This window comes from Streptomyces prunicolor (genome assembly GCF_045162825.1).
Classification (GTDB): domain Bacteria; phylum Actinomycetota; class Actinomycetes; order Streptomycetales; family Streptomycetaceae; genus Streptomyces; species Streptomyces prunicolor.
In genome coordinates, this window is sequence record NZ_CP108676.1 from 5607443 (window position 1) to 5632782 (window position 25340).

The 25340-nt window shown below is 70.8% G+C and carries 22 protein-coding genes and 2 pseudogenes; 17 read left to right on the top strand and 7 right to left on the bottom strand.

Features of this window, described 5'->3' with window-relative positions; all coding sequences use genetic code 11:
* Positions 1-87: 87 nt before the first annotated feature.
* Positions 88-714: pseudogene (locus tag OG588_RS25755) on the top strand (hypothetical protein); the annotation flags it as partial.
* Positions 715-2058: 1344 nt separating this feature from the next.
* Here OG588_RS25755 and OG588_RS25760 read toward each other — a convergent pair.
* Complete coding sequence (locus OG588_RS25760; RefSeq protein ID WP_405949349.1) at positions 2059-2673, bottom strand: TetR/AcrR family transcriptional regulator C-terminal domain-containing protein; 615 nt, start codon at positions 2671-2673, stop codon at positions 2059-2061.
* 120 nt (positions 2674-2793) lie between these two features.
* On the opposite strand from OG588_RS25760, the gene OG588_RS25765 reads away from it, so the two are divergent.
* From OG588_RS25765 to OG588_RS25775, 3 genes are all read left to right on the top strand, one after another.
* A complete protein-coding gene (locus OG588_RS25765; protein WP_405949350.1) occupies positions 2794-3735 on the top strand; it encodes an alpha/beta hydrolase in 942 nt (313 codons plus the stop codon).
* The gene (locus tag OG588_RS25770; RefSeq protein ID WP_405953211.1) at positions 3735-5249 is read left to right on the top strand and encodes an FAD-dependent monooxygenase; all 1515 of its coding nucleotides are present in this window, start codon (positions 3735-3737) and stop codon (positions 5247-5249) included. The genes OG588_RS25765 and OG588_RS25770 overlap by 1 nt, the downstream gene beginning before the upstream one ends.
* A 93-nt stretch (positions 5250-5342) precedes the next feature.
* Positions 5343-5750, top strand: a complete 408-nt coding sequence (locus OG588_RS25775; protein ID WP_366095986.1) for a RidA family protein — start codon at positions 5343-5345, stop codon at positions 5748-5750.
* Positions 5751-5800: 50 nt separating this feature from the next.
* Here the strand turns inward: OG588_RS25775 and OG588_RS25780 are convergent, their stop codons facing one another.
* Positions 5801-7045, bottom strand: coding sequence for an amidohydrolase (locus tag OG588_RS25780; RefSeq protein WP_405949351.1), 1245 nt, complete (start codon positions 7043-7045; stop codon positions 5801-5803).
* A gap of 297 nt (positions 7046-7342) precedes the next feature.
* On the opposite strand from OG588_RS25780, the gene OG588_RS25785 reads away from it, so the two are divergent.
* A complete protein-coding gene (locus OG588_RS25785; RefSeq protein WP_405949352.1) occupies positions 7343-11224 on the top strand; it encodes a helix-turn-helix domain-containing protein in 3882 nt (1293 codons plus the stop codon).
* 137 nt (positions 11225-11361) lie between these two features.
* Positions 11362-12183, top strand: a complete 822-nt coding sequence (locus OG588_RS25790; RefSeq protein WP_405949353.1) for a mechanosensitive ion channel family protein — start codon at positions 11362-11364, stop codon at positions 12181-12183.
* A gap of 15 nt (positions 12184-12198) precedes the next feature.
* Here OG588_RS25790 and OG588_RS25795 read toward each other — a convergent pair whose 3' ends face one another.
* On the bottom strand, positions 12199-12348 hold the full coding sequence (locus tag OG588_RS25795) for a hypothetical protein (RefSeq protein WP_019055286.1): 150 nt from the start codon (positions 12346-12348) through the stop codon (positions 12199-12201).
* Positions 12349-12494: 146 nt separating this feature from the next.
* Positions 12495-12812, bottom strand: coding sequence for a DUF6401 family natural product biosynthesis protein (locus tag OG588_RS25800; RefSeq protein ID WP_405949354.1), 318 nt, complete (start codon positions 12810-12812; stop codon positions 12495-12497).
* A gap of 113 nt (positions 12813-12925) precedes the next feature.
* Between OG588_RS25800 and OG588_RS25805 the strand changes: the two genes are divergently transcribed.
* From OG588_RS25805 to OG588_RS25820, 4 genes are all read left to right on the top strand, one after another.
* A complete protein-coding gene (locus OG588_RS25805; RefSeq protein WP_266859566.1) occupies positions 12926-13765 on the top strand; it encodes a helix-turn-helix transcriptional regulator in 840 nt (279 codons plus the stop codon).
* A 26-nt stretch (positions 13766-13791) separates the two neighbouring features.
* A complete protein-coding gene (locus OG588_RS25810; RefSeq protein WP_019055289.1) occupies positions 13792-15135 on the top strand; it encodes a helix-turn-helix domain-containing protein in 1344 nt (447 codons plus the stop codon).
* A gap of 145 nt (positions 15136-15280) precedes the next feature.
* Entirely contained in the window at positions 15281-16240 is a 960-nt protein-coding gene (locus OG588_RS25815; RefSeq protein ID WP_405953212.1) for a permease, read from the top strand.
* The gene (locus tag OG588_RS25820) at positions 16237-17019 is read left to right on the top strand and encodes a TIGR03943 family putative permease subunit (RefSeq protein WP_405953213.1); all 783 of its coding nucleotides are present in this window, start codon (positions 16237-16239) and stop codon (positions 17017-17019) included. Before OG588_RS25815 ends, OG588_RS25820 begins: the two co-directional genes overlap by 4 nt.
* 118 nt (positions 17020-17137) lie before the next feature.
* Here the strand turns inward: OG588_RS25820 and OG588_RS25825 are convergent, their stop codons facing one another.
* Both OG588_RS25825 and OG588_RS25830 read right to left on the bottom strand, forming a co-directional pair.
* Positions 17138-17353, bottom strand: a complete 216-nt coding sequence (locus OG588_RS25825) for a DUF397 domain-containing protein (RefSeq protein ID WP_405949355.1) — start codon at positions 17351-17353, stop codon at positions 17138-17140.
* Positions 17337-18176 (bottom strand): DUF5753 domain-containing protein, encoded by an 840-nt coding sequence (locus OG588_RS25830; RefSeq protein WP_405949356.1) that lies wholly within the window; start codon positions 18174-18176, stop codon positions 17337-17339. Before OG588_RS25830 ends, OG588_RS25825 begins: the two co-directional genes overlap by 17 nt.
* 165 nt (positions 18177-18341) lie before the next feature.
* On the opposite strand from OG588_RS25830, the gene OG588_RS25835 reads away from it, so the two are divergent.
* From OG588_RS25835 to OG588_RS25855, 5 genes and pseudogenes are all read left to right on the top strand, one after another.
* Entirely contained in the window at positions 18342-18746 is a 405-nt protein-coding gene (locus OG588_RS25835; protein WP_405949357.1) for a hypothetical protein, read from the top strand.
* On the top strand, positions 18743-19030 hold the full coding sequence (locus tag OG588_RS25840; protein WP_405949358.1) for a hypothetical protein: 288 nt from the start codon (positions 18743-18745) through the stop codon (positions 19028-19030). The genes OG588_RS25835 and OG588_RS25840 overlap by 4 nt, the downstream gene beginning before the upstream one ends.
* Before the next feature lie 254 nt (positions 19031-19284).
* Positions 19285-20175, top strand: coding sequence for a radical SAM protein (locus OG588_RS25845; protein ID WP_405949359.1), 891 nt, complete (start codon positions 19285-19287; stop codon positions 20173-20175).
* 8 nt (positions 20176-20183) lie between these two features.
* Positions 20184-21323 (top strand): methyltransferase domain-containing protein, encoded by a 1140-nt coding sequence (locus tag OG588_RS25850; protein ID WP_405949360.1) that lies wholly within the window; start codon positions 20184-20186, stop codon positions 21321-21323.
* 197 nt (positions 21324-21520) lie between these two features.
* Positions 21521-21754, top strand: a pseudogene (locus OG588_RS25855) (TerD family protein); the annotation flags it as partial.
* A gap of 19 nt (positions 21755-21773) precedes the next feature.
* Here the strand turns inward: OG588_RS25855 and OG588_RS25860 are convergent.
* The gene (locus OG588_RS25860) at positions 21774-22544 is read right to left on the bottom strand and encodes a hypothetical protein (RefSeq protein WP_405949361.1); all 771 of its coding nucleotides are present in this window, start codon (positions 22542-22544) and stop codon (positions 21774-21776) included.
* A gap of 471 nt (positions 22545-23015) precedes the next feature.
* On the opposite strand from OG588_RS25860, the gene thrS reads away from it, so the two are divergent.
* A complete protein-coding gene (gene thrS / locus OG588_RS25865; protein WP_405949362.1) occupies positions 23016-24236 on the top strand; it encodes a threonine--tRNA ligase in 1221 nt (406 codons plus the stop codon).
* A 63-nt stretch (positions 24237-24299) separates the two neighbouring features.
* Complete coding sequence (locus OG588_RS25870) at positions 24300-25271, top strand: nucleoside hydrolase (RefSeq protein WP_405949363.1); 972 nt, start codon at positions 24300-24302, stop codon at positions 25269-25271.
* The last annotated feature ends 69 nt before the right edge of the window (positions 25272-25340 follow it).

Here is a 25340-nt window from a genome sequence, read left to right on the forward strand (position 1 = left end):
CAGCAGCAGAGGTTGAGCAGAGGTTACGGTGCTGAGGTACGAAGTGAATGACGTGGTTGTTGTGTTCGACGGTTCGGGGGAGGGCGTATGCCTGGAACGGTGCTGCTGCTCGCGGCCTCGCCGGTGGGCAGGGGGCGCCTGGTGGACGCGGCGTCCGTGCTTCCCGTCCTCGCGGCCGTCGCCCCCGGTGTCCTGTCCGGCACCGAGACAGCCAACGTTGTCGAACTCGCCGACCCGTTGGAGCCGCAGGCTGTGTTGACCCGGTTGCGGGCCGCCGCGACAGCGCCGGGTCCGTTGACCGTGTTCGTCACCGGGCAACTCCAACTCGACCGGAAACAGCACCTTCCGCACCTGGCGCTGGCTCGTACGACTCCGGCGACCGTCCGGTACACCGGGTTTCCGTGGGCCTGGGTCCGGGAGGAGTTGCGGTTGCGGGCGCCGGGGACGACGACGTTGCTGCTCGATCTGCACGCCGACGCGGAGACCTGGCAGTGGCTGCGCGTCCATCCACTCGACTCGGGCCGCACGAACGCGGTTTACGGTCGCATCGCACCGCCGCCTGCTCGGCGGGGGGTGGCTGTGCCGTCGTACATGAAGGCGGTCGCGACGATTCTGCGCAGCGGGTGGCGTCCGCCGGTGGAGGAGTTGCATCAGCAGGCGTTGGGGAGGCTTGGGGCGGAGGGGTACGCGGATGTGCTGTTGTCGGCACCGGGGGTTGCCGTGCCCGGTGTTGCCGTGCCCGGTGTTGCCGTGCCGGGTGTTGCCGTGCCGGGTGTTGCCGTGCAGGGTGTTGGTGCGTCGGGTCTTGCCGTACCGGTTGTTGCCGTACCGGCTGGTGGTGCGGGCGTCCCTGGGGGCTCCGCCCCCAGACCCCCATCGGCCCTGAAGGGGCCTCGTCCTCAAACGCCGGACGGGCTGGATTTTGCCGGCCTGAGTGGGAAGAGTGCCGCTCAGGACGAGGTCAGTGAGTTGCGGAGCCAGGGCAGCGCGCCGCGAGGCTCGGAGGGCGCGCTGCCAGGCCAGGAAGGTGCGCGGCAAGACCGGAACGGTGCGCTGCCAGGCCAGGAAGTTGCCTGGCGAAGCCAGGATGACGCCGGCCTGAGTCGAAAGAGTGCGGCTCAGGGCCAGGTCAGCACGTTGCGGGGCCAGGAGGACGCGCCGCCAAGTCACGGAACCGCATGGCGAGGTCAGGAGAGTGCGGGGCGGAGCACTGACGATGCGACGCGGAGCCAGGAGGATGCACGGCCAAGCGAGGAAGGTGCACGGCAAAGCCAGGAAGTTGCATGGCCAAGCCAGGACAGTGCGGCACCAAGCCAGGAAGGTGCGCGCCGAAGCCAATATGGTGCCCCGCCGAGCGCCGACAACGCCCCGACCAGCCAATACGGCGCCCCGTCAAACCCCCACAACGCCCCGCCAAGCCACGACAGTGCCGCACCACACCCCGACAACGACCCGCACATCGCCGTCGCCTCCGCCGCGCAGGCCGGGCGTCATCTCGACGCCGATGCCCTTGCCGCCGAGCACGAGCAGGCCGCCGTACGGGCGCACGGGCGGGGTTCCGAAGAAGCGCTGCACTGGATCGAAGTGCGGGCCGATCTCGCGATGTTGGCCGGGGATCCGGTGCGCAGTTGTCGGGCCTGGCTCGCGGTGGCGGTCGCGCGGCTGGCGGTGGGGCAGGCGCCGGGTACGGCGGCCGTCGAGGCGGCTGTGGACCGGGCACATCATCAGTGGGGGCAGATCCACGACCCCGCACCCGCCCGTGAACTCGGTCTCACGCTAGCCGAGTTGAGGAGTCGGGTGCCGGGGCGTCGTGCGGGTGCGCTGGATCACGTGCGGAAGCAGCTGCTTGAACTCCAGTCGTAGGGCCAGGCCTTTCTATCGCCTGGCCAATGCTCACCGGGGCTCGTTCGGGCCGGCACCCGCCCGTGAACTCGGTCTCACGCTCGCCGAGTTGAGGAGTCGGGTGCCGGGGCGTCGTGCGGGTGCGCTGGATCACGTGCGGAAGCAGCTGCTTGAACTCCAGTCGTAGGGCCAGGCCCATCTACCGCCTGCCGACGCTCACTCGGTGTCCGTTCGGGCCAACTCCACCCGCAGGGCCGTCATTTGCATGTCCAGTGCGAACTCGAAGCGTTCGTCGAAGGTGCCGGCGATGACGTAGGCGGAGGCCTTGCGCAGGGCCGGGAACGCGTCGTCGTCGAAGGCCAGTACGGGGTCGGGTGCGTCGGCGGACTGGGCCTGCTGTTCCTGGGTGATGCCCAGGATCAGGTAGAACACGGTCCAGTTCGCCCAGGCCGCTGTCCGGGGTGGGAAACCCGCGTCCAGCAGGGTCTGGATCATCGTGTCGCCCAAGCGGTACGTGTTGATCTCCGTGGTCGCGATTCCTGAGAGCAGGCGTGCTCCGTCGCGATGGGCCAGGAGGGCTCGCCGGCTCCAGTGGGCTAGGGCGCGGAAGCGGTCGTCCCACTGTGCGGGGAGGGTGGTGACGTCCAGCCCCGCGAGGATGGCGTCCGACATGAGGACGAGCAGTCGCTGCTTGTTCTCCACATGCCATCGGACGCTGTTGTGCTGCACGCCCAGCCTGTCCGCGACGGCCCGCATGGTCACCTTGTCCAGGCCCTGCTCGTCGAGCACGTCGATTGCCGCATCGACGACCTCCGCACGGCTGATGCCCATGGTGCCTTCCTCCATCCTCCGTGACTGCTCTTGTCCGGTGGCCAACAATATCGGCGAACGCTCTTGTCCACTGGACAAGCGGGCGATACCGTTCAGTGCCCGAGAGGTGAGGAGTGGGCTGTGTTCCTGGATCCTGAGTTTCTTCCGATTTATGAGTTGCTGCCGGAGATAGACGTTTTCGCCGATGTGCCGGACGCCCGCGTGGCGCTGCTCGCGGCCAGCGGTGATGGCAAGTCGGACGGCGAGGTGAACGTCGAGGACCGTGAGGTCGCCGTGGAGGGCGGGGAAGGTGGGGAGGGGTACACGCTGGGGCTGCGGGTCTACACCCCCGTCTCCAGGAGCGACGCCCCGCTGCCCGTCGCGGTCTGGATCCACGGGGGCGGATTCGTCCTCGGCGGGCCCAACGCGGAGGACGCCACCTGTCGGCGGCTGACCGCGGAGCTGGGTATCGCCATCGTCGCCCCGGACTACCGGCTCGCCCCGGAGCATCCCTACCCCGCCGCGTTCGACGACTGCTACGCCGCGCTGCGCTGGGTCGTCGACGAAGCGGACGCCCTGGGAGTCGACGTAGCGAGGCTGGCACTGGGTGGGCACTCCGCCGGTGCCGCCCTGGTGGCCGCCGTGGCGCTTGCCGCTCGTGACCGGCAGGGGCCGCGCATCAGGTACCTCCACCTCGGATATCCGGTTCTCGACGACCGTCTGGAGACCGAGTCGGCCCGGGCCGTCACCGATCCGAAGCTCTTCAACCGGCAAGGGGCGGCGGCCGGTTGGGAGTTCTACCTCCAGGGGAGCGATCCGGAGGCCGGTTACGCCGTGCCGGGCCGGGCGAAGGACCTGAGGGACCTGCCGGCCAGCTACATCCTGGTCGACGGGGTCGATCCGGCACGGGACGAGGCGCTGGAGTTCGCCGCCCGGCTGAGCGCGGCCGGCAACTCCGTCGAACTCCACCTCGTACCCGGCGTACCGCACATGTTCGACGTCCTGGCCCCGGGTATCCGCGCGAGCCGCCGGGCCGTAGCGGCCTGGACCTCCGCGTTCGCCCACGGGATCGGAGCCTCATGATGACGATGAATCAGCAGGTCGTCATCGCGGGAGCAGGTCCCGTCGGGCTCTGGCTCGCCGCGGAGCTGCGGCTCGCCGGCATCACGGTCACCGTCCTGGAGCCGCGCCCGGAGCGCGATCCGAACTCCAAGGCGCTCACCGTCCACCCCCGCACCATCGAGCTGCTCGCCTCGCGCGGCCTGGAGCAGCCCTTCCTCGAAGAGGGCCTGCACATTCCCAGCGGGCACTTCGCGGTCCTCGACAGCCGACTCGACTTCGGCCTGCTGGAGACCGACTTCCCCTTCACCCTGGCGCTGCTCCAGAGCCGTACCGAGGAACTGTTCGAGATCCAGGCCCGGGCGGCCGGCGCGGACATCCGCCGCGGCCACCGCGTCACCGGTCTGACCGAGACCCCCGACTCCGTCACCGTGCACATCGAGGGCCCCGACGGCCCGTACGACGAGGAAGCGCTCTACGTCGCCGGCTGCGACGGCACCCGCAGCACCGTCCGTACAAGCGCCCACATCCCTTACCCGGGCGACGACTTCACCGTGCTGGGCTTCCTCGGTGACGTCGTCCTGGACGAGCCCCCGCCCGGTGTGGCGTTCAGCAGGACCGGCATCGACGGCCTCCTGATGATCGTCGCGCTGCCGGGCGGCCTGCACCGCATCGTGGGCACCGTGCCCTCCGACGTCCGCACCGACTGGCCCGGCGACCTCACCCTGGAGGAACTGCGGGCGAACGTCCGGCAGGTCACGGGTACCGACTTCGGTCTGCACTCGCCGGCCTGGCTGTCCCGCTACAGCAACACCAGCCGCCAGGCGGAGCGTTACGTCAAGGGCCGGGTGGTCCTCGCCGGCGACGCCGCCCACCAGCACATGCCCGCGGGCGGGGTGGGGCTCAACGTCGGCGTCCAGGACGCCACCAACCTCGGCTGGAAACTCGCGGCCACCATCCAGGGCCGGGCGCCGGCCGGCCTGCTCGACACGTACCACGACGAGCGCCACCCGGTCGGCGCCGACCTGCTGGAGCACACCGCCGCCCAGACGGCCCTGCTCGCCGCGTTCACCCCCGACGGCCAGCGACTGCGTTCACTGCTCGGCAAACTCGTCGCCGAGCAGCCCGCGTTGAGCCGGACCCTGGGCGAGCGCCTGTCCGGGCTGCATGTCGCCTACGACGCCCCCACCGCCGACGCGCACCCGCTCACCGGCCGGCGGGCGCCCAACCTCACCTTCACCGACGGCGGCGACACCGTGTTCGCCCTGCTCCGGACCGGCCACCACGTCCTGCTCGACCTGCGCGACGACCAGGGAATGTCCCCGGCCACCGCCGAGGACAGCCCCTTGGCCGGCCCCTTCGTCACCCGCACCGGCACGCTCACCGGGGACCACGCTCCCTGGGCGCACGTCACCGCCGCGCTCATCCGCCCCGACGGGCATGTGGCCTGGGCGACCGAGGAGGACGACCCCGGAAAGCTCGCGGCCGTCACCCGCGAGGCCCTCGACCGGGCCGCCCTCACCGGCGCCGTCCGCTAACGGTCCCGTCCGCTAACGATCCCGACCGCCACGACCTACCTCACCCTCTCCACGGCTCAACTCACCCTCTCCACAACGCCCTTGGGAGTACACATGTCCGCGGAAATGATCAACCCCCCGACGCTCGCCCCGCCCGTCATGAACCTCTACACGCAGGTCGTCGCCGCGACCGGCACCCGGTTCGTGGCCATCGCCGGGCAGGTCGCCATCGACACCGAGGGGCAGCTCGTGGGCCCCGGTGACTTCGCGGCCCAGGCCGAACAGGTCTTCCGCAACCTGAAAGCCGCGCTCGAAGCGGCCGGCGCCACCCCGGCGGACCTGATCAAGATGACGATCCACGTCGTGGGCCACCGCCCCGAGATGATCGACACGGTGTTCACGGCCGGCAGCAAGGCCTTCGACGGCGAGTGGCCGGTGCCGGCCAGCACATACCTCGGTGTCGAGGCGCTCGGCCTGCCGGAATGGCTCATAGAGGTCGACGGCTACGCGGTCATCGCCTGACGCGGAGCCAACCCGGCGGACTCTGGACTCCGGCTGGTTCACCACTCCGGCTAGTTCACCGTCAGGATCTCCAGCGCGCCCGACACCAGGGTCCGTACCCCCGGTACGACCGTCACCAGGTCGGGTGCGAAGTTCGGGCTGTGGTTGCTGGGGACCGCGTGGAACTTCTCCATGAGGTCCGTGCCGGGCGCCGCGTCCCACACGTCCGCCGGGGTGCTCGTCACGAACCAGTAGGAGTACGGCACCCCGTCCGGCACGAGGCGGGGGAAGTCCTCGCTGCCCGTCGCCGGGCCGGGGTCGAAGACCGTGCCCGCGCCGAGGACCTCGGTGTGCACGGCGCCGATCCGGCGGTCGGTGTCCGCGTCGTTGACCATCGTGGGCAGGCTGGTGCCGATGGTCACCTCGGGCTCGCGCGGGCAGCCCGCGGCGAGGCATTCGCCGGACGCGATACGGCGGATCGCGCCGATCATCCGCTCCCGCACGTCGTCGGACTGGGTCCGCAGGTTGAGGGAGATCCGGGCCTCGGTCGGGATGATGTTGTGCCGGGTGCCCGCCTCGATACGGCCCACGGTCAGGACCGCCGAGTCGCGGGCCGCGATCTCCCGGGACACGACCGTCTGAAGGCGGGTGACCAGGTACGCGGCGGTGACGACCGGGTCGACCGTCGCCTCGGGGCGGGAGCCGTGGCCGCCGAGGCCGTGGACGACGATGTCGATGTCCGTCGAGGCCGACATGATCAGGCCGGGCACGTGCGGGTAGAACCCGGCGGGACCCGGCGCCGCGTGCTGGGCGAGCAGCACGTCCGGGCGCGGGACGCGCTCGTACAGACCGTCGGCCACCATCGCCGCCGCGCCCGTACCCGTCTCCTCCGCGGGCTGGCCCACCAGCACCAGCGTCCCCGACCAGGTGTCCCGCCCGGCGGCCAGCGCCTCGGCGGCACCCGCCAGCCAGGTCACGTGCAGGTCGTGCCCGCAGGCGTGCATCACACCGGGCGTCCGGGAGGCGTACGGCAGTCCCGTCTCCTCCTGCACCGGCAGCGCGTCCATGTCGGCGCGCAGCAGCACGGTCGGGCCGTCGCCGTTGCGGAGCACTCCGGTGACGCCGGTGCCGCCGATGTCCTCGACGGTGTCGTAGCCCGCCTTGGTGAGGCGTTCGGCGAGCTTCGCGGCCGTGCGGTGTTCGCTACCGGACAGCTCGGGGTGGCGGTGCAGGTCCCGGTAGAAGTCCTCCAGGTCGGGGACCGGGAGGCCGGCGGTGAGGTCAAGTGCGGTGCGCGCGGCGGGGGATGAGGTCACGGGGGCAGCGTATGCGCGGCGGATGTGAAGAGGCCCGGGCGGCCGGGGGCGTGGTGCGGGGACGGGACTGCTCACGATCGGGTTCCAGCCGTCCGGTGTGGGAGATGCCACGAACGGGACGTGAGACCGGAGTACTGCTCGGCACATCCTTCTGACCAGGGCGATCGATCCCGAATGGGGCGGGGGAGCCGTCCGGCGTCACTCACCCTTCACCTCGGGGCAACCCCGCCGTTTCCTGATCATCCGTATGGTCATCGCTCCAGACAGCGCTTTCGTCAGGTGTACGGAGGTACCCCCATGGGTCGTCCCGAGAGACCGCTCGACCCGGGGGCCGGTGCCGTGCAGGGGCTCGCGCACGCCTTGCGGGAGCTGCGCCGGGCGGCGGGCGGACCGTCGTACCGCACGATGGCGAAGGCGGCGGGTTTCTCGGCGACCACGCTCTCCCAGGCCGCGGCCGGCGAACGGCTGCCGACGCTCGCCGTGGTCGAGGGGTACGTGCGGGCCTGCGACGGCGATCCGGGCGAGTGGGGCCCGCGCTGGAAGGAGGCCGAGGCGGAGGCGAACCGGGTCGCCGAGTCGGCGGAGCCGGACGACGACGGCCCGGTGCCGCCGTACCGCGGACTGGCCCGCTTCGAACCCACCGACCGGCACCTCTTCTTCGGCCGGGACCGGGTGATCGCCGACCTCCACGAGCTGGTCCGCGACCACCGTTTCGCGGTGCTGTTCGGCCCGTCCGGCAGCGGCAAGTCGTCGCTGCTGCGGGCCGGGCTGATCGCGCGGCTCCAGGAGGAGATCGCGGACGGTACCTGCCCGGCGAGGCTGCGCATCCTGACACCGGGCGCGACCCCCGCGACGACCTACGGCCACCTCCTCACCCCCGCTCCCTCCGAACCGGAGAGCTGGGTGGTGGTGGACCAGTTCGAGGAGGTCTTCACCCTCTGCCAGGACGCGGGCGAACGGTCCCGTTTCCTCGACCTGCTGCTCGCCGCCCGCGACGGGGACAACCGACTGCGGGTCCTGATCTCCGTCCGCGCCGACTTCTACGCCCGCTGCGCCGAACACCGCGGTTTGGCCGACGCGCTGCGGGGGGCCGCGCTGCTGCTGGGGCCGATGACGGCCCAGGAGCTGCGGGAGGCGGTGGTGGGCCCGGCCCAGGCGGTCGGCTGCATGGTCGAACGGACCCTGACCGCACGCCTGGTCGAGGAGATCCTCGACGAACCCGGCGGTCTCCCGATGCTCTCCCACGTCCTCGCGGAGACCTGGCGCCGCCGCAAGGGCCGCCTGCTGACGCTGTCCGGCTACGAGGCGGCGGGTGGGGTACGGGGCGCGATCGCCGCGACCGCGGAGGAGGTCTACGGCACCCTGTCCCCCGCCGAGGCCGACACCACCCGCCACCTGCTGCTCCGCATGGTCGTCCCGGGCCAGGGCACCCCGGACACCCGCCGCCCCCTGACCCGCGCGGAACTCTCGGAGTGGGCGAACCCGGCGGTACCGGTCGTCCTGGAACGCCTGACCCGGGCCCGCCTCCTCACCGCCGACGAGACCGGCGTTCACCTCGCCCACGAGGCCCTCCTCACCAGCTGGCCCCGCCTCCACGACTGGATCGAGTGCGACCGGGAACGGCTCCGCCATCACCGGATGCTGACGGAGGCGGCGCGTACGTGGCTGGAGCACGACCGGGATCCGGGGGCGTTGTACCGAGGGACGCGGTTGGCTCGCGCGGAGGAGTTGTTCGGGGAAGGGCTGGGGGACGAGGCCGAAGGCCGTACGGCTGGCCAGCCGTACGGCCTCGCGACCAACCCCCTTGGGGCCAACCCCCTCAGGGGCGCGGGGAACTGCGCGACCAGCCCCCACGAACCCGCACTCGACACTGAACCCAAGCCCCCCACCCCCATCGCCCCCCTGACCACCCCCGAACGCGCCTTCCTCACCGCCGCCCTCGCCGCCCGTGACGCCGAGCACCACACAGCCGCCCGAACAAGCAGACGGCACCGCTTCCTCACCGCCTCCCTCGCCACCGTCCTCGCCATAGCCGTGTTGACAGCAATCGCCGTATCCCGCGAACGGGACGACAACGAACGCCAACGCACCCAGAGCGCCGCCCGCCGGGTAGCCGACGTGGCGGACGGGCTGCGGACCACCGACCCCCGTACCGCACTCCAACTAGGCGTCGCCGCCTGGCGGACGGACCACTTGCCGGAGACCCGACGCGCGCTGCTCGGTTCGCTCGCGCAGGCGGAGACGGATGCCTTCACCGACCCCGCACCCGGCGACAACCCCCGGCGGGTCCTCGCCGACGGCGGCCGCACGCTGCTCGGCGCGTCCGGCCGTACCTGGCGCACCTGGGACGTGACCACGCACCGCGCCATCGGCTCGGGCCGGGTGCCCGGTGGCACGGTCACCGACGCCGACCCCTCCGCGCACGTCCTCGAAGTCACCGAGGACGACGGCGCGCTGCGGCTGTGGAACACGGCCACCCGGCGCTGGACCGCCGGCTCCACCCCGCACGACCTCGGTGACCTCCACTTCACCGGCGACGGCCGTTCCCTCCTCACCACCGAGGGCGACCAGGTGCGGCTGCGCTCGGTCGCCGACGGCTCCGTCACGTTCGAGGCGCGGGCGCCCGGCGCGGACCTCACCGCCGTCAGCGCGGACGGCCGTACCGTGGCCGCCTGTTCGGCCGGGACCGTGCAGGTGTGGGACGCGGTCAACTCCAGCCCGCTGCGAGGGACTTGGCAGCGAAACCCCGACCTCTGCGACAACGACTCCCCCCTCCTCACCCTCGCCGGCGACCGGCTCGCCGCCGCCACCGGCACCGGACTGCGCGTGTGGAACACCGCGACGGGCCGCGTGGTCGCCGATCTCCCAGACGCCGGGGTGCAGTACGCGTCCTTCAGCCCGGACGGCGCCTTCATGGCGACGGCGGACGGTTCGGAACTCCGGGTCTGGCGGCTCGCGTCTGCCGCCGCCCCCGTCTTCCGCCACGACCTCGACAACCAGCGCCTCTACGGCGGCCTCGTCTGGGACCGCGACGGCCACACCCTGCGTTACCTGGAGGGCGGCACCGTCCACACCCTCGACCTGGGCGCCTCGGTCACCTCCGCATGGCACCCCACCGCGCTGAACGACGTCCGCTTCAGTCCGGACGGCCGCACCTACGCCACGGCGAAACGCACCGGCGACCACTACCTCTTCCGCCTCCACGCCACCTCCGACGGCCGCGTCCTGCGCACCTTCCCGCCCGTCGCCGTCCCCGTCTCCGCCGACCCCGCCAGCCCGACCGTCCCCTCCGACACCCTCCCCCTGATGGCGTACGGCCCGGACGGCACCCGGTTCACGTACGGCGTCTCGGCACCGGGGCGCAGCGCGGTGGCGCAGCCGTTCGGGGTGTGGGACGTGACGCGCCGGCGCGCCCTGGCCTCGCTCGACCTGCCCGGCGCAGCGGTCGTCGCGGTCACGCTCGGGCCGGACGGCGGACACGCCCTCTACGCCGTCCGCACCACCGCCATCGGCGAACTCGCCGACGAGACCTGGGACTTCGCGCGCAGACGCAGGACCGCGGTCCTCACCGGCGTCACCGGCAACCACCTCGCCGTTCGCCCGGACGGGGGGCTGCTGGTCGCCGACGGGCGGGTGGCCGCGCTGCCCTCGGGCCGGTCCACCGGGCACGAACTGGTGCAGGGCGGCCAGATCGGCGCGCTCGCCTTCGGCGCCGACGGCTCCACGCTGGCGGTCGGTGACCAGACGGGCCGGGTCGACCTGTGGGACGGGCAGCTGCGCCACCGCGAGGGCATCCTGCGCAACGTCTTCCCCGCCCCGATCGGCACCACTCCCCTCGGCACCGAACCGGAAGGTGTCTCGGCCGTCGCCTTCAGCCCCGACGGAGCCACCCTCGCGGTCGGCGGCGCGGGCGGCAGCCTGCAGCTCTGGGACGTGGCCACCCAACAGCCGCTCAGCAGCGCCCCGTTGACGACCCCGGGCGAGGCGATCAGCTCGCTGGCGTTCAGCCCGGACGGCGGCACGGTGTACGCGGGCAGCGCCCATGTCCCGCTCCAGCGCTACGCCGTGGACCCGGAGCGGGCGCTGGTCCGGGTCTGCGCGCGGACGGGCGACGCGGAACTGACCCGGGCGCAGTGGCGGACGTACGTACCGGACGCGCCGTACCGCCGTATCTGCTGAGCCGGATCCTTCTCCTCCGGATGCTTCTCACCCGTACGGCCCAGTCCACGCGGCCACTCCGCCACGGCGCTGATCCACTGATGAACAACAAAGGGGGCCGGTAGACCCACTAGGACCCACCGAAGGAAGTGCCGCTCATGGCTGTCCCTGCATCCAATCTGGCCATCAACTTCACCCAGGGACTGAACGACGCCTGGTCGAAGGTCGCGCAGTTCGTGCCCAAACTCGTCGGTTTCCTGGTCGTCCTGGCCATCGGCTGGTTCGTGTCGAAGATGATCGCCCGCGTCCTGGACCGGGTGCTGCGCAAGGTCGGCTCGGAGAAACTCTCCGAACGGGCCGGTACGGCACGGATGTTGCGGGACTCCAAGTACGACATGACCGGCATCGTCTGCAAGATCGTGTACTACGCGCTGATGCTGATCACCCTCCAGCTCGCGCTCGGCGTCTTCGGCGCCAACCCGGTCAGCACGATGATCAACGGCATCGTCGCCTGGCTCCCGCGCGGCATCGTCGCGGTCGTCCTGGTCGTCGTCGCGATGGCCATCGCCAACGCGGTCCGCGGGATCGTCGGCAGCGCCCTCTCCTCGATGTCGTACGGCAGGATGCTCGCGACCCTCGTGTGGGCCTGCATCGTGGCGCTCGGTGTGATCGCGGCCCTCGGCCAGGCGGGCATCGCGACCTCGGTCACCCAGCCGGTGCTCTACGCGGCCCTCGCGACCGCGGCCGGCATCCTGATCGTCGGCGTCGGCGGCGGCATGATCGGCCCGATGCGCCAGCGCATGGAACGCATGCTGACGGCGGCGGAACGCGAGACCACCAACGCCAAGGGCAGCCTCACGGCCTACCAGTCGGGCCGCGACGACGCGATGGCCAACCAGCCGGTGCGCGAGCGGACGGACATGGGCACGGACATGGGGACCGACGGACGACGGGACATGCCGGGGTCGTCGGGCATGTGACCGGAGCGGGTAGCTCTACCGGGCCACGTGGAGATGCAGCACCCGCGTGGCCTGGTGGGCCGGACGGGTCTCGGCCGCTTTGGCCGGGCTCGCGGCGGCCGCTCCGATCAGGGCGGCGACAGCGATGACGGCGGCGCAGAATCCTCTGACGTAACGCGCGGACATACCAACCTCGCAACGACAGTGACAGCGACAGTGAGAGCAACGGTGACAGCAACGGGTTAAGCACGCTTAATGCGTGCCTAACTTAGAGGGTGGGAGTGCGCAACGGGAAGGGTTTCAAGGGGAGTTGAGCCATCGGAAACCCTTTTTCAGTCACCCCGGCGCTGCTCCGGCAGCAGGCCGTGCCGGTGGATCAGCCAGCTGATGGCGGTCAGTCTGCACACCGCGTAGTCGTGCCCGACCGGCTCCCGCCAGTCCAGCTCCGCGAGCGCGTCCAGGAAGCCGAGCGCGTAGTCCGTGAGGTTGGCGTGGTCCGGGGGCGGCGGTACGAGGTCGGGGCCGGCCGCCGACAGGCGTTCGCGCAGTTCAGCCACGTGCTGGTCCACCGCGGCCGTGAAGGCAGGCTCGAAGGCGAACTCCGCGAAGCGGGGCCCGTACGCGCTGCTGATCTTGGCCAAAGGGGACATTTCTTCACCGTACGGCAGGCGGGTGCGGGTGGGTTACGTGATTCCAGTCACCGGAATACCACGGAGTGATTACGCTCGGCGACAGGCCGTAACTACTCGGAGGTGGCTGTCGCATGGTCCACGTTCGCCAACTCGACCCGAGCGCGTCCCCGTTGGACTACTTCGGCTTCGAGGCGCGCCGCCTGCGCGAGGCGGCGGGGATGACGCTGGAGCAGCTCGGCAAGGTGATCTATTGCACGGGCTCGCTGATCGGACAGGTCGAGACGGCCTCGAAGGTCCCGAGCCGGGTCTTCGCCGAGGCCCTCGACGCGGCGTTCATGACGGACGGCTTCTTCAGCCGCCTGCTCGGCCTGGTCCTGCGCAGCCAGTTGCCGAACTGGTTCCAGCCCTACGCCGAGATGGAGGCGAAGGCCGCCTTCATCTCCACATACCAGTGCCAGGTGGTCTACGGCCTGCTCCAGACCCCGGAGTACGCGGCGGCGCTGGTCGCCGTCGACCACCCGGACAAGGTCGAGGACCTGGTCGCGGCGCGCATGGAACGCCAGCGCATCCTGGAGCGGACCCGGCCGCCCGCGGTGTGGGTGATCCTCGACGAGGCCGTGCTGCTCCGCGAGGTCGGCGGCCGTGAGGTCATGCGCAGTCAGCTCGCCCGGCTGCTGACCTACCGGGACCACCCCTGGGTGAACATCCAGGTGCTGCCGTTCACCGCGGGCGTCCACACCGGGATGGTGGGCTCCTTCAACCTGCTGCGCTTCGACGCCGACCCCGACATCTACTACTCCGAGAGCTACGACCGGGCGCACATGACCGCCGACCCCGAGGTCATCAGGGAGCGTTCGGTCAAATACGCCCGCCTGCAGGCCGACGCCCTCCCGGTGGAGGAGTCGTACGACCTGATCGCGGACCTTCATCAACTCACTTCCCGTGTAACCGAGTTACCGGCCAGTCCGTAACTCGGCTTACTGGCATGATTAATCGCATGGTGAGACGGGACGACCCGGAAGTCATCGGGCGCAGGGTCCAGCAGTTGCGGCACGAACGCGGGCTCACCCAGCGGCAGTTGGCCGAGCCCGCCTACACACCCGCGTACATCTCCACGCTGGAGGCCGGCCGGGTCCGCCCCTCCGACGACGCGCTGCGCCACCTCGCCGACCGACTCGGCGTCGCCTACGACGAGTTGGCCACCGGCCGCCCCGCCCACCTCGCCACCGAACTGCGGCTGCGCCTGACCGAGGCCCAACGCACCCTGGCCACAGGGGAGTCGGAGGAGGCCGCCGAGCAGTACGCCGATCTCCTTGCGGAAGCGGAGTCGCTCGGGCTGGCCGACGAGGAGGCCGTGGCGCTGCTCGGGCTCGGCGAGTGCGGGCTCGACACCGGTGACCTGACCGCCGCCCGCCTGCACTTCGAGCGCGCCGAGCAACGCCTGGCCGACGAGCCACTCCCCTCCCGCGTACCCGCCATCCGCGGCCGTGCCGTGGCCCACTACCTCACCGGTGAACTCCGTTACGCCGTCTACCTGTTGGAGTCCACCCTCGACGAACTGAACCGCGGCGGCCTGCACGACCCCGACGCCCTGCTGCTGCTCTACGCGAGCGCGATAGGGCCGTACATGGACATGGGCGCACACGCGAGGGCGGCCCAGGCAGCCGAGTTGGCACTCGCGCTCGCCCCGCAGGTCGCGGACCCGGCGCTGCTGGCCCGCATGCACCGCTCGGTGGCGCGGACGCTGATCGCCGAGGGCAAGGTCGCGGAGGCGGACGCCTCGCTCGTGAAGGCCGCCGATCTGTACCGCCAGCTCCAGTTCCGCACCGAACTCGCCAACTGCCACTGGATGCGCGGCTACGTCTACGCCCAGGACGGCGAACTGGAGCGCGCCGAGGTCGAGTTGAGACAGGCGCTGGCCATGCTGACGGCGAAGCGCGCGGCCCTCTACAGCAGTCAGGTCGCCGTAGAACTGGCCGACGTACTGCACAAACGCGGCAAGTCCGACGAGGCCGCCGCCCTCCTCCATGACGTCCTCAGCGACCTCAGCTCCGAACGCGGCGCCCTGCACTCCGCCGCCGCGCACCGCCTCCTCGGCATCATCGCCGAGGACGCCCGGGACACGGACGCGGCCGAGGAGCACTACGTCCGCGCCCTGAGCCTGCTGGAACGCGCGGGCGCGGCCGGCGACCTGGCCGACCTGTGCCGCATGCTCGGCGACCTGCTCCGCCGCACCGGCCGGGTGGAGGCGGCCCTGGACGCCTACCGCACCGGCCTCGGCCACCGCACCGCCCCCGGCACGACGACCCTGGGCCCGGCCCCCGCACAGCCTCCTCTTTGACAATTCGGGGATACCGCACAGCGCCGACGGTTACCGTGCGACGGACGAGTCGTAGTCGTAGTGGTGCGAAACGGGATGAGACAGGCGCGTGCGCGTGCAGAACCAACGGACCGTGGTCGACGGCCTGCGCCTGGCCGTACGCGCCATGGTCTACGCGGTCATCGGCGGCGCGGCGCTCATAGCCATCGCGACGGTGGTGTCGGTCCTCGGCCCGATGCTCGCGCTCGACCTCTACACCCCGGCCGTGGCCGCCTGGTGGACGGTCTTCACGGCGGTGGCGGTGCAGGGCGTGCCGTTCCTGCTGCTGGGCACGGTGGTGTCGGCGGCGATCGGCGCGTTCGTCCCCGAGCGGGTGTTCACCAAGCTCCTCCCTCGCAACCAGGCCCTCGCGGTCCCCATCGCGGGCGCGGCGGGAGTGGTCCTCCCCGGCTGTGAATGCGCCTCGGTACCGGTGGCGAGCAGTCTGATGCGGCGGGGGGTCGCTCCGGCGGCGGCCCTCGCCTTCCTCCTGTCGGCCCCGGCGATCAACCCGGTTGTCCTGGTGGCCACTTCGATCGCGTTCCCGGGCCAGCCGAAGATGGTGCTGGGCCGGTTGATCGCGTCGTTGGCGACGGCGGTGGTGATGGGCTGGCTCTGGGCGAGATTCGGCAAGGAGGAGTGGCTACGCCTCCCGAAGCGCAAGCAGGTGGCTACTTCGTCCCCCACAGGTGTGAAGGCCTTCGTCGCCGGGTTGCAGCACGACTTCCTGCACGCGGGCGGGTTCCTGGTGCTGGGCGCGGCAGCGGCGGCGACCTTCAACATCGCCGTACCGCGCTCGATCCTGGACATCTTCACGGGTTCGTCCTGGCTGTCGCTCCTGCTGCTGGCCTTCCTGGCGGTGGTCCTGTGCGTGTGCAGCGAGGCGGACGCGTTCGTCGCGGCTTCGCTGAGCGGCTTCTCGCCGGCGGCGAAACTGGCGTTCATGGTGGTGGGCCCGATGGTCGACCTGAAGCTGATCGCGTTGCAGGCGGGCACGTTCGGCCGCGCCTTCGCGTTCCGCTTCTCTTCGGCGACATGGCTGGTGGCGGTGGTCAGCAGCACGCTGGTGGGGTGGTGGCTGCTGTGAGGCGCTACGGCTCGGCGGTCCTGCTGTTGTTGGTGGGCGGGGCGGTGCTGCGGATCTCGCTCTTCAGCGAGCTGTATCTGCGGTACGTGCAGGCGGCGTTGCGGCCGTATCTGGTGATCTCGGGTTCGCTGTTGATCCTGCTGGGCCTGGTGGCGGCGGTCAGGGGCATGCGGCAGCGGGACCACGAGGAGCACGACGACCACGAGGAGCACAGCGAAGAGGAAGAGGAAGAGGGGGAGGAAGCGGAGCACGACCATGGGCACTCCCACTCCCACGGCGGCCCCCGCATCGCCTGGCTGTTGACCCTTCCCGCCCTCGCCCTGCTCCTCTTCCCGCCCCCGGCACTCGGCTCGTACAGCGCGTCGCGCGAGGAGGCGCAACGGGCGGCGCAGGGCGTGGGCACCTTCTCCGCCCTCCCCGCCGGGAAGGTGCTGGACATCTCGGTGGCCCAGTACAGCTCGCGGGCGATCTACGACACCGGCCACTCCCTCAAGGGCCGCACCCTCCGCATGACCGGCTTCGTGACCCACGGCTCCAACGGCACCTGGTACCTCACCCGCCTCCTGGTCACCTGCTGCGCGGCCGACGCGACGATCAGCAAGGTCGAGATCCGCGGTGACGAGGCCGACGGCGCTCCCCAGACGGACAGTTGGGTCACGGTCACCGGCACCTGGATCCCGAAGGGCAAGCTCGGCACGGACGGAGCGTGGCCCCCGGTGCTCAAGGCGGCTCGGGTCAAGCAGGTCAAGGAACCGGCGGACCCTTACGACAAGCGTTGACGCGTTCTGGACGTTCGGGCAGCGCTAGCCAACTCGGCCAGCAGGCGCGCGTGTTGCTTCATGACGACGGCCCCCGCCGCTGGCGAGGGCCGGTTGCTCCGGGGGCTGTTGCGAGGGCTCAGGCGGGCAACTCCGGACCCTTGACGGCGTCGACGAACGACGACCAGGCGACCGTCTCGAAGATGAGCGCGGGGCCGTGCGGGGCCTTGGAGTCGCGGACGGGAACGCCGGCGGGGTATCCGTCCGACACTTCGACACAACCGCCTGCGTTGTTCTCGCTATAACTGGACTTTCGCCATGCGGGCAGAGCCGATGCGTCAGGAATCGTCTTCAACTTCGTACTCTTTCAAGTATGTGCGGATCAAGTCGCGGGATTCGTCGTCCGTGAGGGCAGCAGAGCGGGCCATGTCAAACTTCTGCGTCAGCTCAAGAACCCTTCGCGGGGACTCTACTGCTTCACCTGAGTCGAAGCTCTCGACTCCGGCAATCGTCGCGCCGTCGGACAGCGTGTGCAAGGTAAGACTCCCTCCGAGCACGGGATGGGTGCCCCTGTCGAAGGGAAATACCTGCACGGTCACATGCGGGCGGGAAGCGAGTTGCAAGAGATGCTTCATTTGTGCGCTCATGCACTGTTGGCCACCGATGGGTCGCCTAAGTGCCGACTCATCCATGATTCCCCAATAATAAGGCGGTTCCTCCCGTTCTAGGATTCGCTGTCGCTTCATGCGGACGGCAACCCGTTCGTTGATCTGTTCCTCGGACTCTCCCAGCAGCGCCTTACGGAATGCCGCTCGGGCGTATTCGGGAGTTTGCAGAAGGCCAGGGACCATATTGCTGTTGAAGACTTGAATTCGCTCAGCCTGGTGCTCCTTGTCGATGGCTTCACGGCTGTAACCCGGGATCAGCATGTCGTGCGCCAGATCCAGCAGTTCGGCCAGCACTCCATCAGTCTCGAAGAACTCGTCCAGCGTGTTGACCAACGCCTCCGACGGCAACTGCTCCCCGAGTTCCACCCGCCCCAGGTAACTGTGCGAGTAACCACCCACCCGCTCGGAGAGCTGACGCAGCGACAGCCCCTTGCGCTCGCGGAGCCGACGCAGTCGCCTGCCGAGCCTGACCCGGGGCGTGAGTTTGCCGTCCTCGCTGGTCAACTCCACTGCACCGCACCTCTCGTCTCATCGACCCGCTGTCACCCAAGGGGTTCGGTGACAGTCCCCCGGTGTGTCCGGCCTGCCCGATCGGCCATGTTGATAGTGACTGGAAACGCAGTGCGTGACTACCCACTTACTCGGGGTGCGCACACGGACGTGCACGGAGCGACGATGACACAGCAGGCAGAGGAACAGCCCCCAGGACAGGGCACGTTGGTCTACGACCTGGTGACCCGCAAGGTCGGGGCGTACCAGGACAAGACGGGGCCGTACGTGATGCTGCGCCCGGTGGGCGGTGGCCGGGAGTGGCAGGCCGACCCGGCCAGGATCCGGCCGGCCACGGCGGCGGAGCGGCTGAGTGCCGAGGTGAGGGCGGCCAACGACCGCGCCGCGCAAGGCGCTGTGATCGCGCCGGGTGCCGACCTGAGCCGTCCGCCCGCTCCGGTCCCGGGTTGCGCGACGTGCGCCGAACTCGCCGGGCAACGTGAGGCCGCTCAGGCGGAGTTCGACCGCAGCAAGGAGACCGACGCCAACGTGTTGATGCGTCAGCACCAGCGACGGGAGCACTGCGGATGACTCGCCGGATCTTCCGCTACGTGCCCTTCACGATCGTGCAGGACGCGACGGCGGAACCGGAGTACGAAGCGCGGTGCGTCTCGGGCGACGATTCCGAGTGCGGCGCCGAGTCCGGCGTATGGCCCCACCCGGCGGAGGTCGAGGAGTGGCAGCGCAAGCACACCCAGGAGACCGGGCACACGCGCTACCGCCGGAACTTCGCGGACTACGCGGTCATGGAACCCCTGGACGGCCTTCCGACCGGCCTCGAACCGGCGCGTGTCACACGCGTACGCGCGTCATGAGGCGCTTGCGCGGCCGGAAGGCTACGACCGACGGCGCCTTCTGGAGCGGGGTGCTCATGGCGAGCAGCGTCGGCAGCCTGTTGGCCGTGATCATCGTGGCCGTTGTTCAGCACCCGTTGCCGTGAAGGCACATGTCCCTCACCCACAGACCCCCGTCCCTGCCGGGCGCAGCCCATCAGGATGTTCCCCCTACGTCACTGAGAAGCCCCGGCAGGGACGGGCCGCAGCCGAACACCAACACCAAGGGAGCGGCAATGAGCACGGTCATGGAGAATCCGGCGGCGTCCTCGACGACCGCGCCGAGGGTCGTCGAGCTGGAGATCACCGGGGCCTGTCAGCTCCAGTGCACGCAGTGTTTCGCCGACTCGGGGCCGAACGGCACACACGGCGCGATGAGGGCCGACGACTGGCGGCGTGTGATCAGTGACGCGGCGGCGCTGGGCGTGCGCGAGGTGCAGCTCATCGGCGGTGAGCCGACCACCCATCCGGCGTGGGCCGAGTTGGTCGACCATGCGCTGAGCTTCGGTCTCGGGGTCGAGGTCTACAGCAACTTGTTCCACATCAAGCCCGGTTGGTGGGGCGTGCTCGCCCGCGCGGGCGTGAAGCTGGCCACCAGCTACTACAGCGACCGTGCCGGGGAACACGACGCGATCACGACCCGTCCGGGCAGCTACGAACGGACCCGGGCGAACATCGCCGAGGCCGTACGGCGCGGTATCCCGCTGCGCGTCGGCATCGTGTCCGTCCTCCCGGGGCAGCGCGTGACCGAGGCACGCCGGGAACTTGAGGCGCTCGGTGTGACGACGATCCGCACGGACCGGACACGGCGCGTCGGCCGCGCCTCCCTGCCCACGGTCGGGGCGGACCCGGCGGAGCTGTGCGGGCGCTGCGGTTACGGTCAGGCGGCCGTGCTGCCCACGGGTGAGGTGACGCCGTGCGTGATGTCGCGCTGGCTGACCACGGGCAACGTCCGGGAACGCGGCCTGGCGGCCATCCTGGGCGGTGAGGCGTGGGCCGAGGCGCTGCGCGTGATTCCGGCCCGCGCGGACGGCAACCCGTGTGACCCTGACTGCAAGCCCGCGTCGGACGGCGGCGACTGCTCGCCCGCAGAGCAGGACGCGTGCGACCCGAAGTACAACGAGTGAGGCCGCTGATGGACTGGAAACCACACGCGGAACGGCTCGCAGCCGAGGTGACTCCATCTGTCTCCCGGTGGCGGGACGCGGTCGCTACCACCCCCCGGCACGTCTTCGTGCCCCGGTGGTGGGAACCGGCGGGCGGCGGTACGTGGGCGCTGCGCGACGGTCCGGCGGACGAGTCGGCGTGGCTGCGCGCGGCCTACTCGGACACGTCCCTTGTCACCAGGGTCGGCCCGCTGCACGCCGACGACGCGCGCTCCGACGACCGGCCGACCGGACTTCCCACCTCATCAAGCACCATGCCCGGTCTGGTGGTGCGGATGCTGCGGCACGGGCAGGTGTACGACGGCGCCGACCTCGGTCTGATCGGCACGGGCACCGGGGCCAGTACCGCCCTCGCGGCGCACCGGCTCGGGGACAAGCACGTCACGGCCATGGACGTGGACACCTACCTGACCGGGGCCGCTACGGCGCGGCTCGCCTCGCTGGGCGTGTCCCCCCGAGTGGTCACCTGTGATGCCACGGGCCCGCTCCCCGGAGACTTCGACCGCATCGTGTCCATGGTGGCGCTGCGCAACCTCGCCGGCGTGCTGGCCGCGCTGCGCCCCGGCGGACGGCTGGTGACCACCCTCGCCCGTATGAACGTGATCGTCACGGCCGACAAGGACACCCGAGACGGGGACGGCGGCGCCCGCGGGGTGGTCGAGTGGGACCGGGCCGGGTTCATGACCACCCGTACCGGGGCCGACTACCCGCCGGGGGCGGGCGAACTGTTCGCGGCCGTACGAGACCATGAGGGCGAGGCCGTGACCGAGGGCCGGTATCCGGTGCTCAACGTGGCGGAGGCGTGGGACGTGCGCGCCATGCTCGAACTCGCCGTGCCCGGAGTCGAGGCCCACTACGAGGAACGCGGCGAGCAGCGCACGGCGTGGCTCGTGCACGCCGACGGCTCATGGGCGCGCGCTTCGGCGACATGGATCGATCCGCCCGCGGTCCACCAGGGCGGCCCGCGGCGACTGTGGACCGCGCTCGAACGCATCCGGCACCGGCTCAACGCAGAGGGCGGCCTGCCGATCTACGGCAGTCGCGTGCACGTCACGCCCGACGGCGTATGCCACTTCACACGCGGCAAGTGGTCGGCCTCCTACGGCTGACCACACTCCGGATGCTCCGGGCTGGGCTTCGTCGTTCCGTCGTGGGAGCGGTCGGGGACGCGGGGGACGCTGTTCCCGCGCTGCTCTCTGCCCGTGTCCCCTGCTCTCCCGTGGTGACAGGGGGAAAAAGGTAGTTCGGAGCGTCCCCGTGTCTCCCGGCGGGGCGCGGGCCCGTTTGGGCAGGCAGGCGCCGGGCGATGCGGGGGACACCGGAACGCCTGCGCCCCGAACCGGCCGACATCCTCCCCAAGAACGGAGCCCAGATCACCGGCTTCCGGCTCTCCCTCTTCAGGGGCATGGGCAACACCCGGGGCACCGCCGAATCGGGCTTCATCCGCAGCGTCGACGAGTCCGTGGACCGTTTCCACGCGAGTGTGGTGGTGCATCTGGAGGGGCGGTCGGCGCGGGCCCGTCGACCTGTCGACGCCTGAGTCACTTTGCGGGAGGGGGCTAGATCTGCACCCGCCCCTGCTTCTGCACATCCGTGAGTCGCTGTGCCCCGATCTCCAGCGCCTGCTGCGTCGCGTCCACGGGCACGTTCCCCAGGCCGCCGTTCGTGACGGTGATGGTGTCGTCGCCGACGCGGACGGCGGCGGTGTCGATGGTGAGGGTGGACTGGTCGCCCTCGGGGGTGGTGCCGGTGAGGGTGAGGTGGAGGCCCTCGCGGGCGTCGCCGACGGTGGGGAGGGTGGCTTCTGTGACCGTGACGGTCTGGGTGCCGGAGCGGGTTGTCGTCGCCGTGAAGGTCGCGCACTTCTGCGGGAGTGTCTTCAGCCAGGTCAGCGTACGGTCCACGTCCGCCGGTTTGAACGCGGCCACCTGGTAACGGAGTTGGGCCTCGTCGTCGGGGTCGTCCAGGGTGGTCACCGCCTGGGTGGTGGCGGGGGTGCCGAGGAGTTCGTCGGCGTAGAGGGCGTCCAGGAGGCGTTGGCAGTCGGGTGCCGTCGTCTTCGCCTTCAGCAGGGTGTCCCGCCAGGTCGCCGTGCCCTGGGTCGGGGTCCAGGGAGCACCCAGGTCGGCCTCCGTGATCAGCGCGGCCTGTGCCTGGGCGGGGGTGAGGACGGGGGCGGCGGCGGGGGAGGCGTGGGCGGCGGGGGGTGTCCGCACGGCCGAGGGGGAGGGGGCGGTCGTCACCTTGTGCAGGATGGCCTCGTTGGCGCAGCCGGCCGTGGTCAGCAGTGTGCCCGCGGTGAGGAGGATCAGGGCCGGGGTGCGGGTCATCGAGGGTCCCTCCGGGGGCGGGGTGCCGTGCACGGGGTGCGTCCCCCAACGGCACCACCGCCCAGGCCTGCTCACCAGCGCGCCGGGCCGTCCGGGTGAGAGGCCCGATTCGGTTGTGGGTCGGGTGCGGGCCGGTGGGGGCTGGTCGCGCAGTTCCCCGCGCCCCTAAAAACGAACCTGGACGCCAACCTCCTAGGGGCGCGGGGCTGTGTTTGATTTGCGGCTACCGCCGCGCGGGCGCGACCAGCCCCCACGGCGCCGCACCCGAAAATCCATGGCCGGAGTCTTCATACGACTGCTAGCGTCCGCCGCATGAAGCGTGCCAAACCGTTCCCGTCCTCCTGGACGACGACGCCGGAGACTGTCCCGGCGCGCTGACTGCTGAACCGAGTCGAAGCCCCGGGGCGAGTGCCCCGGGGCTTTGTCGTCGCCGGATTCCTCGTCCCGCCCCCTACTGCGAGGAGTCCCGCCATGTACGACCACGACCACCGCCGTCTCGGCCGCGAACTCGACCTCTTCGACACCGACCCGCTGATGGGCGCGGGCCTGCCGTACTGGCTCCCCGACGGCGCGACCGTACGGCATGAACTGGAGGAGTATGTACGGGAGTTGGAGTATGCCGCCGGGTACCGGCACGTGTACTCGCCCGTGCTCGGCAAGCGGGAGTTGTACGAGATCTCCGGGCACTGGTCGCACTACAGCGAGGACATGTTCCCGCCGATGGAACTGGGCGCGGAGGAAGTCGTGTTGCGGCCCAGCCTCTGTCCCCACCACGCCCTGATCTACCGTTCCCGCTCCCACAGTTACCGCGAACTCCCCCTCCGTATCGCAGAGTTGGGCGGCATGTACCGCTCCGAACTCTCCGGCGTCCTCGGCGGACTGACCCGCGTCCGTGCCATCCAGCTCAACGACGCCCATATCTTCTGCACCCTGGACCAGGCCGTCGAGGAGGCCCGCACCGCCCTGGACCTCATCGCCCGCGCGTACGCCGACCTCGGCATCCGTGCCTCCCGCTATCGGCTTTCGCTGCCGGGAGAGGGCGGCAAGTACGTTGCGGATCCGGCCCTTTGGCGGCGGGCCACCGCGATGCTGAAGGAGGTTCTCGACACCTCCGGGGTCGACTACGAGTCCGCCGAGGGCGAAGCCGCCTTCTACGGCCCGAAGATCGACGTCCAGATCGTGGACGGAGCCGGTCGCGAGGCCACCCTCTCCACCGTCCAGATCGACTTCCACCAGCCCGAACGCTTCGACCTGCACTACATCGGCGCCGACGGCGCGAAACACCGGCCGGTGATGGTGCACCGCAGCGTCATCGGGAGTGTGGAACGGGCGGTGGCGCAGCTGATGGAGGAGCACGGGGGCGCGTTCCCGGCGTGGCTGGCGCCGGTGCAGCTGGCGGTCCTCCCGGTGTCGGAGGCCCAGGCGGCGCAGGCGTACGACCTCGCGGAGCGGGCCCTCGCCCAAGGGCTGCGCGTCGAGGTGGTCGCCGAGGGCAGCCTCGGTGCCCGCGTCCGGGCGGCGCGACTCGTCCCGTACCAGGCGGTGATCGGCGAACGGGAGGCCGCCGCCGGCCTGGTCGCCGTACGACTGCGGGACGGCCGTCGGGTCGAGCCGCTGGCGCCCGCCGAACTCCTGCACCACATCGGCGTCCGGGTCCGGGCGCGCGGTGCCGAGCTGTGGGCGGATGCGTAAGGTCGGCCTTGATCCGCCGAATCGTTTCTGATCGTTTCTGATCTTTTCCGAGAGGAGCCTGCCGTGACCGGTCAGCCCATCCCCGTGATCATCGACTGCGACACGGGGGTCGACGACGCGCTGGCGCTGCTGTTCGCCGTCCGGCACCCGGGCCTCGACCTGCGCGCGGTCACCTGTGTCGCGGGGAACACGGACGTCGACCAGGTCGTACGGAACACGCTGATCGTCCTGGACCACGCCGGTGCCGGTGACATCCCGGTCGCGCGCGGTGCGGCCCGGCCGCTGATCGAGCCGGCCCGTTCGGCCGCGCACGTCCACGGGCAGGACGGCATGGGCGACATGGGGCTGCCCGACTCCGCACGGACGCCCGTCGACGTGGACGCGGTGACCCTGCTGCGGCGCGAGATCCTCGCCTCGCCGAGCCCGGTCACGCTCATCCCGACCGCGCCGCTGACGAACATCGCGCTGCTGCTGCGTACGTTCCCGGAGGTCACCCGCAACATCGAGCGGATCGTGTTCATGGGCGGCGCGGTGGCGGTCGGGAACGCCACGCCGGTCGCGGAGTTCAACGTGTGGCACGACCCGGAGGCGGCCGCGATCCTGCTCACCGCCGGGGTGCCGATCACGATGTACGGGCTGGATGTGTTCGAACGGGTCCAGGTCCCCGCCGCCGACGTGCAGCGGTTGCGGGAGAGCGCGGAGCCCCGGCTGAAGCTGGCCGGCGACCTGCTGGCCCACCGTGACCCGGCCGCCTCCGGCGATCCCACCCCCACCGGTGGCCTCGGCGACGCGGGCGCGGTCTGCGCGGTCGCCGACCCGGGCGGCCTCACCACCCGCCTCCTGCCGGTCGAGGTCTCCCTCGCCCCGGGGCCGGGGCGCGGCCAGACGATCGTCGACCGCCGCCCGCGCCACGGCGAGTCCGAGATCCATGACGGCGCCCGCGAACAGGCCCTGGTGGACGTGGGGTTGGACGTGGATGTGGAGCGGTTCGTGAAGCTGTGGCTGGAGACGGTCGAGGGAGGTTCCCGCTCCTAGGAATGCGGCACCCCCTCTGGCGCGGCCTTCCTCGGATTCGCCACCCAGGTGACTCTGCTGTCGGCGATG